Source organism: Butyricimonas sp. (genome assembly GCF_019423355.1).
Classification (GTDB): Bacteria; Bacteroidota; Bacteroidia; order Bacteroidales; family Marinifilaceae; genus Butyricimonas; species Butyricimonas faecihominis.
Genome location: NZ_JAHZBP010000001.1, coordinates 236,065 through 249,663, shown reverse-complemented (window position 1 = coordinate 249,663; position 13,599 = coordinate 236,065). Strand labels below are relative to the sequence as shown.

Below are 13,599 nucleotides of genomic sequence, written 5' to 3'. Positions count from 1 at the left end.
GTAGCTTTCGGGAAGTGAAGCTGGCAAGATGTTTATCATGGTAACATGATCTTCTTCTACCAAATTTTCCAACAAGCATTGTTCTGTGAAATAAGTGGGTTGTTATGAGATGTAGAATATCTCTGCCAATTTTGTTTTACATCGCGTAACTAACTCACTTATTTTGAATACAATTTCCAAATCAACGATAACGCCTCGCTTGGAACCAAGCTTGAAATATCATCTCCTTTTCGGATCATTTCCCGGATCTCGGTAGCTGACAATGGAAACAAAGGGGCATCAACGAGCGTCATGCTCGTAAATCCTTCAACAGAAGTTATAATGCCCGAACGGGGATAAACAAAAATATCACAATGTCCCTCGATCCAACGATGATCCTTCCATTTCGAGAAATCCGGTACGTTATCTCCCCCGATAATCAAAGCAAATTGTTGACCGGGATATCGATCAAACAAAACCCGTAAGGTATCCACCGTGTAGGAAGGTTTAGGCATCGAAAATTCGATATCACAGGCTTTCATTCCGGGAATTCCCTTGATGGCAGCCTTCACGATCTCGAAACGCTCGGTCTCCGGCAAAAGGAATCGATCTACTTTAAACGGATTACAAGGACTGACCACAAACCACACTTCCGCACACAGCCTTTTTTCCAACAGGTAGCGAGCAATTCCCACGTGCCCGTTATGAATCGGGTTAAACGATCCGAAAAAAAGCCCGATAACAGGTCCGCTTTTCTTTTCCTTACCTTGCTCCATCCGATTATTTCAAAAAATCTCTTACCGTCTTTTCAGCTTCGGCTAAAGCTGTGTCCAAATTGTCGTTCACGATAACCACGTCAAATTTATCGGCAAATGTCATCTCATACTCCGCTTTAGCCACACGTTGCTCTATCTTCTCCATCGAATCCGTACCCCGCCCGATCAACCGTTGCCGCAAGACCTCCACGGAAGGAGCTTTAATAAAGACAGATAGCGCCTGATCCCCGAATATTTTCTTGATATTCACCCCTCCAACAACATCCACGTCAAACACCACGGCATGACCAGCCTTCCAAATTCGCTCCAGTTCACTCTTCAACGTCCCGTAGAAACACCCCGGATAAACCTCTTCCCACTCTAGGAAATCCCCCGCCTCAATTCTCTCTTTAAACTCATCCGTTGAAAAGAAATAATACTCTTTCCCATGTTTTTCCTCTCCCCGGGGCGCCCTGCACGTTGCCGATACCGAAAACTCCAACCCTAAATCCTTTGCCAACAAGTAATTCACGATCGTACTTTTCCCCGATCCGCTGGGGGCTGAAAATATGATTACCTTCTTTTTCATCCGTTTATAAAGTTTATAAGGTTTATAAAGTTCATAAAGTCAAAGCTTTTTGATAAAGTTCGATAACATTTTAGATATGATTTCTGTTTCTAGCAAAAGTTCGGAAAAATTCTTTTCATCTAATATCAATACATCCTTAGCTAAATAAAGCATTGAGCGAACTTCACCACACGATCCTTTCGAAATATAAAGAAATTGTTTGAATTCAAGATTGGACTTACGCTCAAATCCCTCTGCAATATTATTCATCACAGATACTGCAGCTCGTTGTATTTGATCTTTGAATCCATAATCTTTACTACAACCAAATTGATTATAAATTCTTCTTGCCAAATCTCGAGCTCTTTGCCAAGCAAGAATATCTTCAAATCGCTCTACTCTCATTACTTACTTTATGAACCTTATAAACTTTATGAACTTTACGAACCTAATCATAGCACATTGAGACTCTGTTCCTTTATTTTTTCCAGTTCATCTTTCATGCGGACAACCAGTTTCTGGATGTCGTGGTCGTTGGCTTTGGAACCCATAGTATTGATTTCGCGACCGATCTCTTGGGCGATAAATCCGAGTTTACGTCCCGGAGCCTCTTCTTTCTCCACGGTCTCGACAAAATATTTACAATGATTTGCCAAACGGACTTTCTCTTCCGTGATATCTAACTTCTCCAAATAATAGATAATTTCCTGCTCTAACCTATTCTCGTCAATATTTTTGATCTCTCCCCACTCCTTCATCTTGTCTTGCAAGCGTTGCTTGATGGTAACCACTCGTTGTTTCTCGAACTGGGGTACTTCTCCTGACAAGCTTTTGATCAACTCGATCCGTTTCAAAATATCTGCAATCAAAACTTTACCCTCTTGAATACGGAAATCATCGACATCCGACAACGCTTTCTCGATGGCACTTCTCAAACAATTCCAGCCTTCTTCATCCAACTCTTCCATTTTAGCTTGCATCGTGTCGGGGAAACGCATGATGGTTTGCAGCAACTCGCTCTTGTTGATTTCCACTCCTAATGAACCCGCCACTTCCAGCATCTGATTATAATACTGTCTTACCACCGATTGGTTCACGGCAACATCTTTCTCGTCCTCCGCATTATCAAAATAGATATACACGTCCACCTTCCCGCGTTCCAGAACGTTCTTTATCATATTCCGGATCTCGATATCCTTCTCTTTGTAAATACTCGGAGTCCTCAAATTAATATCCAATTGTTTTGAATTCAGACTTTTTACCTCCACGATCACTTTCTTTGTCCCGCAGTCCACTGTTGCTTTACCGAAACCGGTCATTGATTTTATCATAGCTCTTGTTTTAAATACAAACATTTAACCACAAAAGTAAGGCTTTTTTTGAAAATCCCCGCCAAATAACTACCTTTGTTCAGTTTGTCAAATCATCAGAATATACATAATCATGGATGCGAATCATCTTTCTGCCTTCCAAAAAGGAGTTATCGGGGTACAATTTCTTTTCGTCGCCTTCGGTTCGACTGTACTCGTTCCCCTACTTGTAGGATTGGACCCGTCAACAGCACTTCTTACCGCAGGAATCGGAACCTTAATTTTCCATCTTGTCACGAAAGGCATCGTTCCCATCTTTCTGGGAAGTAGTTTCGCATTCATCGCCCCAATCATCAAAGCCAGTGAATTGTACGGTATGGCCGGAGTCCTTTCCGGAATGGTCGCCGTGGGTGCGGTCTACGGGCTTATGAGTTTATTGGTAAAATTACGGGGAACCGACTTCATCAAGAAACTATTTCCCCCGATCGTGATTGGTCCGGTAATCATATTAATCGGGCTTTCCCTCGCTGGCTCCGGGGTAAAAATGGCAAGCGAGAACTGGGTATTGGCCCTTATCTCCCTAATCACGGCTGTCGTTGTCTCTCTGAAAGGCCGGGGACTGTTAAAATTAATCCCTATATTCTGCGGAATCATTGTTGGATATCTCGTGGCACTTTTCTTCTATAACGTGGACACCACCCCGATCAAAGAAGCCGCTTGGTTTGCCCTTCCCCAATTCGTAACTCCCGATTTCTCTTGGGAAGCCATTATCTACATGGTTCCCGTGGCCATCGCTCCTGTCATCGAACACATCGGGGATGTCTATGCGGTGAACAGTGTTGCCGGTAAAGATTTCGTGAAAAACCCCGGATTACACCGTACACTACTGGGTGATGGTCTTGCCTGTGTTTTCGCCGGGTTAATCGGCGGCCCTCCCGTAACCACGTATTCCGAAGTTACTGGGGCCGTGTCTTTAACAAAGGTGACAAGCCCTGCCGTGATTCGAATTGCTGCCGTGACGGGGATCGTCTTCTCTGTTTTCGGTAAAATCAGTGCTTTGTTAAAATCCATTCCAGCCTCTGTTTTGGGAGGAATCATGCTACTCTTGTTCGGAACAATTGCCTCTTTGGGAATGAGTAACCTAATACAGAACAAGGTTGACCTTTCCAACACCCGCAACATGATTATCGTCTCTCTTATCCTAACCTTTGGTATTGGAGGGGCGGCCTTCGAATGGGGTAATTTCTCCATGTCCGGCATAGGTCTTGCCGCCTTATTGGGTGTCATCTTAAACTTGATATTACCGACAAAAGAATCCAAAGCATAATACAGGCTTCCAAACGTCACTCATCTCTTGTGGATCAACATATCCACCACCCCTTTATGCCCTATCGCGTAACAAAAAAATAACCGTTTTGAAACATTAGATTCACATAATCAGCGGAACTTGCAATCGCAAAAAAGAAAGAAAACAATTTATTTAAATGAATAGAAAATGAAAAACTTACTTTTAACCACAGTTCTTATGTTAGCTGTTATTTTTAGCAGCAACGCGACAAATGACGTGAACGGTCCCGCTAAAAAAGTATCTATCTCTGGAGCAGGGGCAACCTTCCCTCTTCCCTTCTATAACCTTGCATTCAAAACCTATCAAGATAAAACAGGCAATTCCATTACCTACGGAGGCATCGGTAGTGGTGGCGGTATTCGTAGTCTGAAAGACAAAATCGTGGATTTCGGGGGTTCCGATGCCTATCTATCCGACAAAGAAATGAGCGAAATGCCCGCGGCCGTGGTTCACATCCCGACGTGCATGGGAGCCGTGGTGTTGGCGTACAACCTTCCGGGAGTAGACAACTTGAAACTAACCGGGGACATTATCGCCGATATTTACTTGGGCAAAATCACCAAATGGAACGACAGCCGTATTGCAGCCATCAATCCCGGCGTGGACTTACCCGACAAAGCCATGAGTCCTGTCTATCGTTCAGATGGCAGCGGAACCACTTTCGTGTTCAGTGACTACATGACCAAAGTAAGTCCGGAATGGGCCGAGAAGATCGGAACCGGAAAATCATTAAAATGGCCGGTAGGTATGGCCGCTAAAGGTAACCCGGGTGTTGCCGGAGTAATCAGTCAAACTGAAGGTTCCATCGGTTACGTGGGTTCCGAATACGCTTTTGCCATGAAAATCCAATTCGCCCAGATAAGAAATGCGGCCGGAAACTTCATTACCCCAAACACGGAAAGCATCTCAGCCGCAGCGAAAGGAGATATGCCCGCTGATACCCGTACAATGATCACCAATTCGACCGCCCCGGATGCATACCCGATCAGTTGTTTCACATGGATCATCTTGTACAAGGAGCAAGCCTATGCCGATAGAAATCAAGCTCAAGCCGAAGAGACATTGAAACTATTGAACTGGATGCTGGACGCAGAGGCCCAAGCCTTAACCACGAAAGTAAACTACTCCCCGCTCCCGGGAAAGGCAGTAAAGAATGCAAAAGCGTTACTAAAATCAGTCACTTACAACGGGCAACCCGTGTTGAAATAATCAAGTATACACTCCAATTTTATCCATAAAACAAAATAACGCCTTTCGCACGAGAGGTGTTATTTTTTACCCTATTATTCCCCTATGGAAGTGGTTACTAAATGAATAATTCCGGAAAATCATTATCTTTGCAGCCTAAATCTAAAATTTCGTAGATGAAGAACATTAGGAATTTCTGTATAATCGCACATATTGACCACGGTAAGAGTACACTTGCCGACCGTTTACTGGAAACGACCGGAACTGTAGTAGGGAAAGATTTACAAGCACAAGTGCTTGACGATATGGATCTGGAACGAGAGCGAGGCATCACCATCAAGAGCCACGCCATACAGATGGATTATCATTACAAGGGAGAGAAATATGTTCTAAACTTGATAGACACCCCGGGACACGTGGACTTCTCGTACGAGGTATCGCGTTCCATTGCTGCCTGCGAGGGTGCGCTACTGATTGTCGATGCCACGCAAGGTATTCAGGCACAAACCATCTCGAACCTTTATCTTGCTATTGACAACAATTTGGAAATCATCCCCGTCCTGAACAAGATGGATATGCCCAACGCCATGCCGGAAGAAGTGAAGGACCAGATTGAAGAGCTGATCGGATGTGACCGGGATGATATTATTGAAGCCAGTGGAAAAACCGGACTGGGCGTGGATAAAATACTGGAAGCCGTTGTAGAACGAATTCCCGCACCCACGGGCGATCCCAACGCGCCACTTCAGGCCTTGGTGTTCGACTCGGAATTTAACTCTTTCCGCGGAATCATCACCTATTGCCGTATCATGAACGGTAGTCTGAAAAAAGGTGACATCGTGAAATTCGTGAGTACGGGCAAGGAATACGATGCAGATGAAATTGGAGTATTACGCCTAGAACAAGAACCCCGCAACGAACTGAAAACGGGAGACGTGGGATACATTATTTCCGGTATTAAAACTTCATCCGAGGTAAAAGTCGGGGATACGATCACGCACGTGGAACGTCCATGCGCCGCCGCCATCGAGGGATTCGAGGAAGTAAAACCCATGGTCTTTGCCGGAATCTATCCGATTGATTCGGAGGATTACGAGGACCTGCGTACCTCCATCGAGAAATTACAGCTAAACGATGCATCCCTAACCTTCGAGCCGGAATCTTCAGCCGCCCTTGGATTTGGATTCCGCTGCGGGTTCCTCGGGATGCTCCACATGGAAATCGTGCAGGAACGTCTGGACCGGGAGTTCGACATGAACGTGATCACTACCGTCCCCAACGTTATGTATATCGCCCACACCACGAAAGGCGAAGTCTTCGAAATGCACAACCCCTCCGATATGCCCTCCCCCACGGTACTGGACTATATCGAGGAACCTTACATAAAAGCACAGATCATCACGCCTACCGACTACATCGGTCAGATCATGACGCTTTGTCTCGGTAAACGAGGCGTGCTGATAAAGCAACATTACCTGACAGGAAAGCGGATCGAGTTGAACTACGAGATGCCACTGGCCGAAATCGTGTTTGACTTCTACGACAAATTGAAAAGTATCACGAAAGGTTACGCCTCTTTTGACTATTTCCAGATCGGTTATCGTCGGGCTAACCTTGTGAAATTGGATATACTGCTGAATGGCGAATCCGTGGATGCCCTCTCTGCTTTAATCCACTTTGATAACGCTTATTCTTTCGGGAAACGCATTTGCGAGAAATTAAAAGAACTGATTCCCCGTCAGCAATTCGACATTGCAATCCAAGCTGCCATCGGCGCGAAGATTATTTCCCGCGAAACCATCAAAGCCGTTCGCAAGGATGTAACCGCAAAATGTTACGGTGGTGATATTTCCCGTAAACGTAAACTACTGGAAAAACAGAAAAAAGGGAAGAAACGAATGAAACAAATCGGGAACGTCGAGGTCCCGCAAAAAGCATTCCTTGCCGTGCTGAAATTGGATTAAAGTTTGTAAGGTCTGTAAAGTTTATAAAGTAAGCGTCCCCCAAGGACGCTTTATTTGTATGCCCCTTAAGCTACTTTATAACCTTATGAACCTTACAAACTTTATGAACCACGACATCATCCCAATAATCCCTGCATCTCGCCCTTACTTCTCCGTCAGGAGCGATCACGCAACTCTCTCCCCGGTAAACAAGTCCTGTTAAGTCTGTCCCGGCACAATTAACGGCCACAACGTACGCCTCGTTTTCAATAGCTCGTTCCCGCAAAAGTCGATTCCAATCATCTTGCCGGGATTCCGGCCAGTTCGCGATGTAAATGGCAACATCATATTCGCCCTGATTCCTACTCCACTCCGGAAAGCGCAAATCATAACAGATATAAGTTGAGAAACGTATCCCCTTCCATTCCAGTGTCAGATGACGGTCTCCGGGCGAGAAACTACCTTTTTTAAAACAATTATGCTTGTCGTAATATTCGTATTTCCCATCCGGATAAACAGCCAATAACCGGTTATAATATTTCCCATTCTCTTTGTAAATCGTGGAACCGATCACCAATGCCCCGGAGCGCCTCGCCCATTTCTTCATCCGCTTGATCACTATCGGGTAATAGGAAGCCACCTCATCTTTCGAACGCACTGCCTCTTCTTTATCCCGTTTCTTCATCTCACACCCGGAAGTGAAAAGCTCCGGAAATACAATCACATCGGCACCCTTACACAAAGGCACCCGCTTATCAAAAGCCCATAGATTAGACTTCACATCCCCCCATATCAAGTGCGCCTGTACGAGCGCCACCTTCACCGAATCCTGTGCCTTCCCGGTCAATGACAATGCAAACAAGAAACATAACATTCCGTAAAATACCTTCATCTTCAAAATATTATTCATTACTCAACGAAAAGAATTTTTTCAACATCCCGACAGCCCTCGATTTCACGTTGTACACCGTTCGTATGCTCAACTGCATATTATCGGCAATTGCCTCTGCATCCAATCCTGTCAGGTAAAGTTTCATCACCTGCCCCTCCGGGTCCGGGATACGCTCCACGTATTCCAACAGGGAAGTTGCCAGCTCGCTTTCCAGAATGTCCTCAACGAAAGAGGCCTCTCGTTCCAGTACATCCCTGTATTTCTGCTCCACACCCAAATGACTCACGTGATTCTTGTACCTATTTTTTATCGCAACAAACAAAAACGCTTTTATCTTCGTCAAACTGTCAAAAATAACATCATGCCGTTCCCACAAATAGCAAAATGCCTCCTGCACCGCATCTTCAGCAGACTCGGACGTGTTTGCGTACAAACGATTAGCATAAACATGGAGTTCCGTGAAAAACTTCGTGTAAATCATGGCAAAAGCCGAAGTGTCACGTTGATTAAAACGCATTAACAAAAAGGCTGAATCATCATTCTGACAAACTTCCATGCATGAAGACTAAGATTATTTAGGCGAATTTACACAAAAATTTTGATTTTTTCCTAGATTGTTGAAAAATTACACCCTCGGGTAAATGCTGGTACAAGCTGGTACAACACAAAGTCAACTTGCCTAGGTTTTGCGACAAAAACAAGGTCAACTTGCTTAAGTTTTGGAACAAAAATAAGGTCAACTTGCTTAGGTTTTGAAACAATTTAATATATTTGTAACTGGAAATCAATATATAATAAAACTATGTTTGAACGAGATATATTAGCTTCTCTAAAGCAATGGAAAAATGACACTCATCGTAAACCTTTAGTACTACGAGGTGCTAGACAAGTAGGCAAAACAACGTTAATCAACGAATTTGGAAAGGAGTTTGATAACTACCTCTACTTAAATCTCGAAAAAAAAGAAGCTCAAGACATTTTTGAATTATCCCTTCCTCTCAAAGATCTACTTCCCTTTATCTTTGCTCACTGTGGAAAGATCAAGCAAGCTGGAAATATATTAATATTTATTGATGAAATTCAAAATTCAGCAAAAGCTGTATCTTTATTGCGTTATTTTTATGAAGAATTACCGGAAATTCATGTAATTGCCGCTGGTTCTCTATTGGAGAATCTCGTTGATATTCATGTTTCTTTCCCCGTCGGACGGGTAGAATATCTCGCACTACGCCCATGTTCATTTCGAGAGTTCCTACGGGCAACAGGTGAAGAAGCCATGCTTCCTGTTTTAGAGCGTCCAGAGGTTTCGCTCGCCTTCCATGATCGTCTTTTAGGATTATTTAATCTCTACACGCTCATTGGTGGAATGCCCGAAGTCGTACAAATCTATGCTGAACGCAGAGATATTTTGGCATTAAATAAAATATACGAAACACTATTACAAGGCTATCGAGACGATGTGGAAAAATACACTCAAGGACGACAAATGCCTGATGTTGTACGTTTCCTATTAAAAGAAGGCTGGAACATGGCAGGACAAACCGTTACATTAGGACGCTTTGCCGGTTCAAATTATAACGCTCGAGAAATTGGCGAAGCCTTCCGTTTATTAGAAAAAGCCATGCTTACCGAACTCGTTTACCCCACGACCTCAACGGAAGTTCCCGCCATTCCTGAACAAAAACGAATGCCCAAACTAATATGGTTGGATACGGGTTTGGTAAACTATTCTGCACAAGTACAAAAAGAAATTTTAGGTGCAAAAGATATTCTCGATGCTTGGCGAGGGAATATTGCAGAACATATTGTGGCACAAGAATTATTAACATTAACAGACAAAGTGAGTCAAAAACGTAATTTTTGGGTGCGGGGCAAAAGCGAATCTCCTGCAGAAGTAGATTTCATCTGGGTTCAAGACTCCATGATCTATCCTATCGAGGTAAAATCCGGTCATAACGCTCACTTACGTTCTTTACATTCGTTTTTGGAACGTTCCCCACAAACCATTGCAATACGTGTATGGTCTCACCCCTACTCAATAGACACGATACAAACTGTAAAAGGGAAAATATGCAAGCTCATTAATTTACCCTTTTATCTGGTAGGACAAATTCCTCATATTTTAAAAAACATTTAATACCCCAAAAGTGAGGGGTTATCCCCTCCTCTCCCATCGTCGTTTCACCCACGCCACCGCCAGCGAACTGATCACCCCACCAACGATACTGAAAACTCCTGCCAACAAGTTGTCCGCCATCTGCGACAACACGGCGTTAAAACTCAACGTCGAAAACATTCCGATCAAAAAATAATTACCCATTTTGATAGTTTAAAATTTAAAGTTTAGAATTTAGAATGGGTTTCACGTCCCCGGCATGGATCCTCTGCCGGAAACGTGAAAACTCCTTCCTTTCGCGAAATCACTCGATCAGGAACCACTAATCTAAAGCGTCATCACCTGGCTATCCGAAGCGCTCTTCCCGTTCTTCAGCGTGGCGAAACAATACAGTTTCACGTTCTCGTGACTCCACTCCTCCGGAAGCGCGTAGCTCGTGCTACCGTTCTCTCCACGGACTCGCAACGTCACTAGGCGGGCTCGCCCAAGCACGCTCTCGTACAACATGGCGTACACCACGTCATCGCTGAAGGCGTAACCGTTCTCCTCGTCCTGCATCTCCTGCATGAAAGAATACATCTTGTTCTCTTCCGAGTAAGTCACTTCCACTTTCGGCGGGTACAACATACCGGAAGCGCAGAGCAAGCGGTCGAGATCCACCGTCGCCACGTTCTTCTCGTCCACCGATACCCGGGACATGTTCTCCTTCACGAAAGCGTTCGCCGCCGAACCCTTACCGATCCCGGCAAAGCCTTTCCGGATCACCGGCAACAACTGCCGGGATAACTGCACCAGCGCTTTCATCCTCGCCCGTTGCGCCAGGATCTCCGGTGTCGGGTTGTCCTTCCGGGAGAACACCTTCGCCTTGGCGATGTTCTTCCCTCTCGTGTAACACAACGTGATGTTTCCCACTGATTTTCTTGCTTTTCCCAGTAAATACGAGTTAAATTCTGCCATAACTTTACAATTGAAAATTAAAAATTGAAAATTGAAAATGAACTTTACATGCCCGGGGCGGGCCCTGCCCCAGGAAGGTAAATTTTTAGTTCCTAACTTCTAGTTTTTATCTTGAAATTCGCTAAACGCGTATTCCAACGCCGGACCCGGGTCGATCTTTCTCGGCGTGATCACCGAGTGACCCACCACGTCACGGATCGGGTAGGTCTCTTCCAGTAGGGTACAGATCTCCCGTAACACCCGGACCTGCCTTGTCGTGTAACGATGCCAGTACGTCGGGCGATCGCCGGAACAGTCCGTGTACACCTCTTCTGGCGGAACCACCCGGCCACACTCCGCGATAAACAACCCGCCCGAGAACCGGAGTTTCCCGAGGTTATCCAGCTCTATCCCGATCGAGTAACGGTTCAACCCGCCACGCCCGGCGTACCAGCTCTTCCCCGCGTGCCACGCCTCGATGTTGAAAGGAACCAGCTGGAACACCTCCCCCTCCCGACCGATCACCACGTGAGCCGAGGCCGAAACGTCCGGGCGGGTCAGGAAAAGTGCGGAACTCTCGGCACTCGTTCCCGCCGTGTAGTGCAGCACGATCATGTCCGGCCCCTCCAAACGCCGGGTGTTCTTCGCGCTCACCAGGTGAACCACCCCGCCACCCATCAAACGATGGTTGACAATTGAAAATGGAGAGTTGAAAATTGAAAATCCCATGAATAAAAATTTAATTAATCAAGTTTTTACCTTTTACTTTTTCCAGCTTTTAGTTTTTACTTTTTAGCTTTTTCCTTAAAAATCGCCCCCGCCATTTTTTCCCCGCTCCTCCCCACCACGTAACCGCCCAGGCCGATTTCCAGCAAATCCCAAAAGCGGGAAGTATCGGAGAGGATGGGCAGCGTCGTGAACGTTCCCACGAGAACAATCAAGGCGAACACCAGCATCACCAGCGGCCGCCACGATCGCTGCAACCAGTTCCCCCGGGCCTCCTCCACCACGGCTGCCGAGCGGGACCGGGCCATCTCCTTCTCGTGTTCCGCCAGCAATCCCAGCAAGTCCACTTGCAGTTGTCGCTTCTCCCTCGCCGGGAGCGTCAGGCGGTCGATCACCTCGCCAACCGCCCCGACCACGTTCTTCACTCCTTCCAAAGTCGTAAAGCCGTGACGATACAATTCTTCACCTCTGCCGCTAGGTAAAACTTCTTGTTACCCACCTTCCTCTCCGGGATAAGGAGTTGTTTCTCGTAACGCCGTAATGTTTGCCTGGATATTTGCATCGCCCGGCACAACTCCTCGGCATCCATCAACCTGTAGGAAGCATTTGATGCCGCCTCGATTGCCAGTCGAACCTCTTCCCGCAATTTTCTTAATTCCTCAAGCACTTGCACGGGCACGTTCGCCGTTTCTTCTCTTTTACTTGTCTCTCTTTTTGCCATGTTTTTATTATTAAAGTTACCCGTTCCCTTTTATCCTCGCCCGCATCTCCCTCGTAACGACACGCCCGGAACAGCTAAACGCCTCGTCTTTTGTTCGTTTATAAAGTTCGAAAGTTTATAAGGTTCATAAAGTAATCCTTCAACCGGAAATCACCCAATCCCTGAATTTTTAAATCTAAAATTTAAAATCTAAAATCAGTAAGGCCCCGTGCGGCTGGAATCTAAAATCATTAAATTCTTACGTGTTGGCTCGGCGAATAAGCCTTCCCATCCTTTTCCCGAAAGAAACAATACAAATGGGTTGCCGTTCCCCGTTTACGCTGCAAACGGAAAGTGGCTTTCCCGTCACCCCTTGTCTCCCCGCTCGTCTTGACTAACTCCGGGGAAAACGAACGATCGGCATAAAGCACGGCAACCATGAACTTATCCTCTTTTCCCGCGGAAGGAAGATCTTCCTCCCGTTCCCACGCCACAGAAACCACATCCCCCTCATCAACACGCACCACGAGATGATTCACTTTTTGTAACCGACCGACCGTCAACTGCAACCGAGCAAAATCCCCAATCTTCCCGTCAGGCTTAAAAATCATCATGTTCAACTTCAAAAATAAATTATACCCGCTTTTCCCCGTTCCCTTTGTTGCCAAATACCACACCTTTCGTAATTCCGTCTCCGCCAAACGTCGGTAAAAACGTATTGCCACCCTCAAGCGGGAACGGCTTTCCCGCTGTTTTGACGTGTTCGCATCCGCATACCGTGCCGCCACACTCCTCACCCGTGTCACCGATCCCACCCGGTAGAAAATCGAATTCCCGATCTTTCCTCGAATATTCTCTTCTGTTATTGCCATCACTCGTTCGTTTTTAAAGTTTTTCTTTGTTTTCTGATGCAAAGATAGAGCCTGCATCTTCGACATAAAACTCTAATTCACAAGCGACAGGATGTTTTCACAAATAACCTTTTACGTTTCATATTCGCCATAAATCCAAATCCCTCACTCGTGAACACACAACTCTCCCGATAAAAGAAAATCCCTGAACAGACCGTAGAACAAAGCGATGAACAACCGTCAAACATCCCCGGTAAAGAGGAGACAATCTCCCCTTTCTCCCGCAT

Annotated in this window: 16 protein-coding genes; 4 read left to right on the top strand and 12 right to left on the bottom strand. The window is 45.6% G+C overall.

The features are described 5' to 3' along the window. Window positions 1-158: 158 nt before the first annotated feature. From nadD to QVC79_RS01075, 4 genes are read right to left on the bottom strand one after another with little or no spacing between them, the layout of a single operon-like run. The gene (nadD, locus tag QVC79_RS01090; RefSeq protein ID WP_270595185.1) at window positions 159-755 is read right to left on the bottom strand and encodes a nicotinate (nicotinamide) nucleotide adenylyltransferase; all 597 of its coding nucleotides are present in this window, start codon (window positions 753-755) and stop codon (window positions 159-161) included. Between the two features lie 4 nt (window positions 756-759). After that, window positions 760-1,323, bottom strand: coding sequence for a guanylate kinase (gene gmk, locus QVC79_RS01085; RefSeq protein ID WP_124315824.1), 564 nt, complete (start codon window positions 1,321-1,323; stop codon window positions 760-762). Between the two features lie 39 nt (window positions 1,324-1,362). Continuing rightward, window positions 1,363-1,707: a four helix bundle protein gene (locus tag QVC79_RS01080; RefSeq protein WP_118304547.1), complete on the bottom strand. Its 345-nt coding sequence runs from the start codon at window positions 1,705-1,707 to the stop codon at window positions 1,363-1,365. A gap of 47 nt (window positions 1,708-1,754) precedes the next feature. Further along, window positions 1,755-2,633, bottom strand: coding sequence for a YicC/YloC family endoribonuclease (locus QVC79_RS01075; protein ID WP_124315823.1), 879 nt, complete (start codon window positions 2,631-2,633; stop codon window positions 1,755-1,757). 112 nt (window positions 2,634-2,745) lie between these two features. On the opposite strand from QVC79_RS01075, the gene QVC79_RS01070 reads away from it, so the two are divergent. The 3 genes from QVC79_RS01070 (at window position 2,746) to lepA (ending at window position 7,112) form a co-directional block, all read left to right on the top strand. Further along, window positions 2,746-3,939, top strand: a complete 1,194-nt coding sequence (locus QVC79_RS01070) for a uracil-xanthine permease family protein (protein WP_124315822.1) — start codon at window positions 2,746-2,748, stop codon at window positions 3,937-3,939. A 168-nt stretch (window positions 3,940-4,107) separates the two neighbouring features. Beyond that, window positions 4,108-5,169, top strand: coding sequence for a phosphate ABC transporter substrate-binding protein PstS (gene pstS, locus QVC79_RS01065; protein ID WP_270595184.1), 1,062 nt, complete (start codon window positions 4,108-4,110; stop codon window positions 5,167-5,169). Between the two features lie 155 nt (window positions 5,170-5,324). Further along, window positions 5,325-7,112 carry a translation elongation factor 4 gene (gene lepA / locus QVC79_RS01060; protein WP_270595183.1) on the top strand — a complete coding sequence of 596 codons (1,788 nt, stop codon included), beginning with the start codon at window positions 5,325-5,327 and terminating at the stop codon, window positions 7,110-7,112. Window positions 7,113-7,182: 70 nt separating this feature from the next. Here lepA and QVC79_RS01055 read toward each other — a convergent pair whose 3' ends face one another. Both QVC79_RS01055 and QVC79_RS01050 read right to left on the bottom strand, forming a co-directional pair. Further along, window positions 7,183-7,983 carry a nitrilase-related carbon-nitrogen hydrolase gene (locus QVC79_RS01055; RefSeq protein ID WP_270595182.1) on the bottom strand — a complete coding sequence of 267 codons (801 nt, stop codon included), beginning with the start codon at window positions 7,981-7,983 and terminating at the stop codon, window positions 7,183-7,185. A 10-nt stretch (window positions 7,984-7,993) separates the two neighbouring features. Beyond that, complete coding sequence (locus tag QVC79_RS01050; protein WP_270595181.1) at window positions 7,994-8,539, bottom strand: RNA polymerase sigma factor; 546 nt, start codon at window positions 8,537-8,539, stop codon at window positions 7,994-7,996. Between the two features lie 246 nt (window positions 8,540-8,785). Between QVC79_RS01050 and QVC79_RS01045 the strand changes: the two genes are divergently transcribed. After that, window positions 8,786-10,120: an ATP-binding protein gene (locus tag QVC79_RS01045; RefSeq protein WP_270595180.1), complete on the top strand. Its 1,335-nt coding sequence runs from the start codon at window positions 8,786-8,788 to the stop codon at window positions 10,118-10,120. Between the two features lie 18 nt (window positions 10,121-10,138). Here the strand turns inward: QVC79_RS01045 and QVC79_RS01040 are convergent, their stop codons facing one another. From QVC79_RS01040 to QVC79_RS01015, 6 genes are all read right to left on the bottom strand, one after another. After that, complete coding sequence (locus tag QVC79_RS01040; RefSeq protein ID WP_158571875.1) at window positions 10,139-10,303, bottom strand: hypothetical protein; 165 nt, start codon at window positions 10,301-10,303, stop codon at window positions 10,139-10,141. Between the two features lie 123 nt (window positions 10,304-10,426). Beyond that, entirely contained in the window at window positions 10,427-11,056 is a 630-nt protein-coding gene (locus tag QVC79_RS01035) for a hypothetical protein (protein WP_270595179.1), read from the bottom strand. Between the two features lie 99 nt (window positions 11,057-11,155). Then, entirely contained in the window at window positions 11,156-11,764 is a 609-nt protein-coding gene (locus tag QVC79_RS01030) for an N-acetylmuramoyl-L-alanine amidase (protein ID WP_270595178.1), read from the bottom strand. A gap of 56 nt (window positions 11,765-11,820) precedes the next feature. Further along, window positions 11,821-12,186, bottom strand: a complete 366-nt coding sequence (locus tag QVC79_RS01025; RefSeq protein ID WP_333562714.1) for a 3TM-type holin — start codon at window positions 12,184-12,186, stop codon at window positions 11,821-11,823. Beyond that, complete coding sequence (locus QVC79_RS01020; protein WP_124315815.1) at window positions 12,183-12,482, bottom strand: MerR family transcriptional regulator; 300 nt, start codon at window positions 12,480-12,482, stop codon at window positions 12,183-12,185. Before QVC79_RS01020 ends, QVC79_RS01025 begins: the two co-directional genes overlap by 4 nt. Before the next feature lie 230 nt (window positions 12,483-12,712). Beyond that, window positions 12,713-13,399 carry a DUF6266 family protein gene (locus QVC79_RS01015; RefSeq protein ID WP_287642425.1) on the bottom strand — a complete coding sequence of 229 codons (687 nt, stop codon included), beginning with the start codon at window positions 13,397-13,399 and terminating at the stop codon, window positions 12,713-12,715. Window positions 13,400-13,599 lie beyond the last annotated feature (200 nt).

Coding starts and splice junctions, on each gene's coding strand:
- QVC79_RS01030 (WP_270595178.1), bottom strand. CDS start 11,764: ATGGGATTTTCAATTTTCAACTCTCCATTTTCAATTGTCAACCATCGT.
- QVC79_RS01015 (WP_287642425.1), bottom strand. CDS start 13,399: ATGTCGAAGATGCAGGCTCTATCTTTGCATCAGAAAACAAAGAAAAAC.
- QVC79_RS01040 (WP_158571875.1), bottom strand. CDS start 10,303: ATGGGTAATTATTTTTTGATCGGAATGTTTTCGACGTTGAGTTTTAAC.
- QVC79_RS01035 (WP_270595179.1), bottom strand. CDS start 11,056: ATGGCAGAATTTAACTCGTATTTACTGGGAAAAGCAAGAAAATCAGTG.
- nadD (WP_270595185.1), bottom strand. CDS start 755: ATGGAGCAAGGTAAGGAAAAGAAAAGCGGACCTGTTATCGGGCTTTTT.
- QVC79_RS01075 (WP_124315823.1), bottom strand. CDS start 2,633: ATGATAAAATCAATGACCGGTTTCGGTAAAGCAACAGTGGACTGCGGG.
- pstS (WP_270595184.1), top strand. CDS start 4,108: ATGAAAAACTTACTTTTAACCACAGTTCTTATGTTAGCTGTTATTTTT.
- QVC79_RS01070 (WP_124315822.1), top strand. CDS start 2,746: ATGGATGCGAATCATCTTTCTGCCTTCCAAAAAGGAGTTATCGGGGTA.
- QVC79_RS01050 (WP_270595181.1), bottom strand. CDS start 8,539: ATGGAAGTTTGTCAGAATGATGATTCAGCCTTTTTGTTAATGCGTTTT.
- QVC79_RS01045 (WP_270595180.1), top strand. CDS start 8,786: ATGTTTGAACGAGATATATTAGCTTCTCTAAAGCAATGGAAAAATGAC.
- QVC79_RS01080 (WP_118304547.1), bottom strand. CDS start 1,707: ATGAGAGTAGAGCGATTTGAAGATATTCTTGCTTGGCAAAGAGCTCGA.
- lepA (WP_270595183.1), top strand. CDS start 5,325: ATGAAGAACATTAGGAATTTCTGTATAATCGCACATATTGACCACGGT.
- gmk (WP_124315824.1), bottom strand. CDS start 1,323: ATGAAAAAGAAGGTAATCATATTTTCAGCCCCCAGCGGATCGGGGAAA.
- QVC79_RS01055 (WP_270595182.1), bottom strand. CDS start 7,983: ATGAAGGTATTTTACGGAATGTTATGTTTCTTGTTTGCATTGTCATTG.
- QVC79_RS01020 (WP_124315815.1), bottom strand. CDS start 12,482: ATGGCAAAAAGAGAGACAAGTAAAAGAGAAGAAACGGCGAACGTGCCC.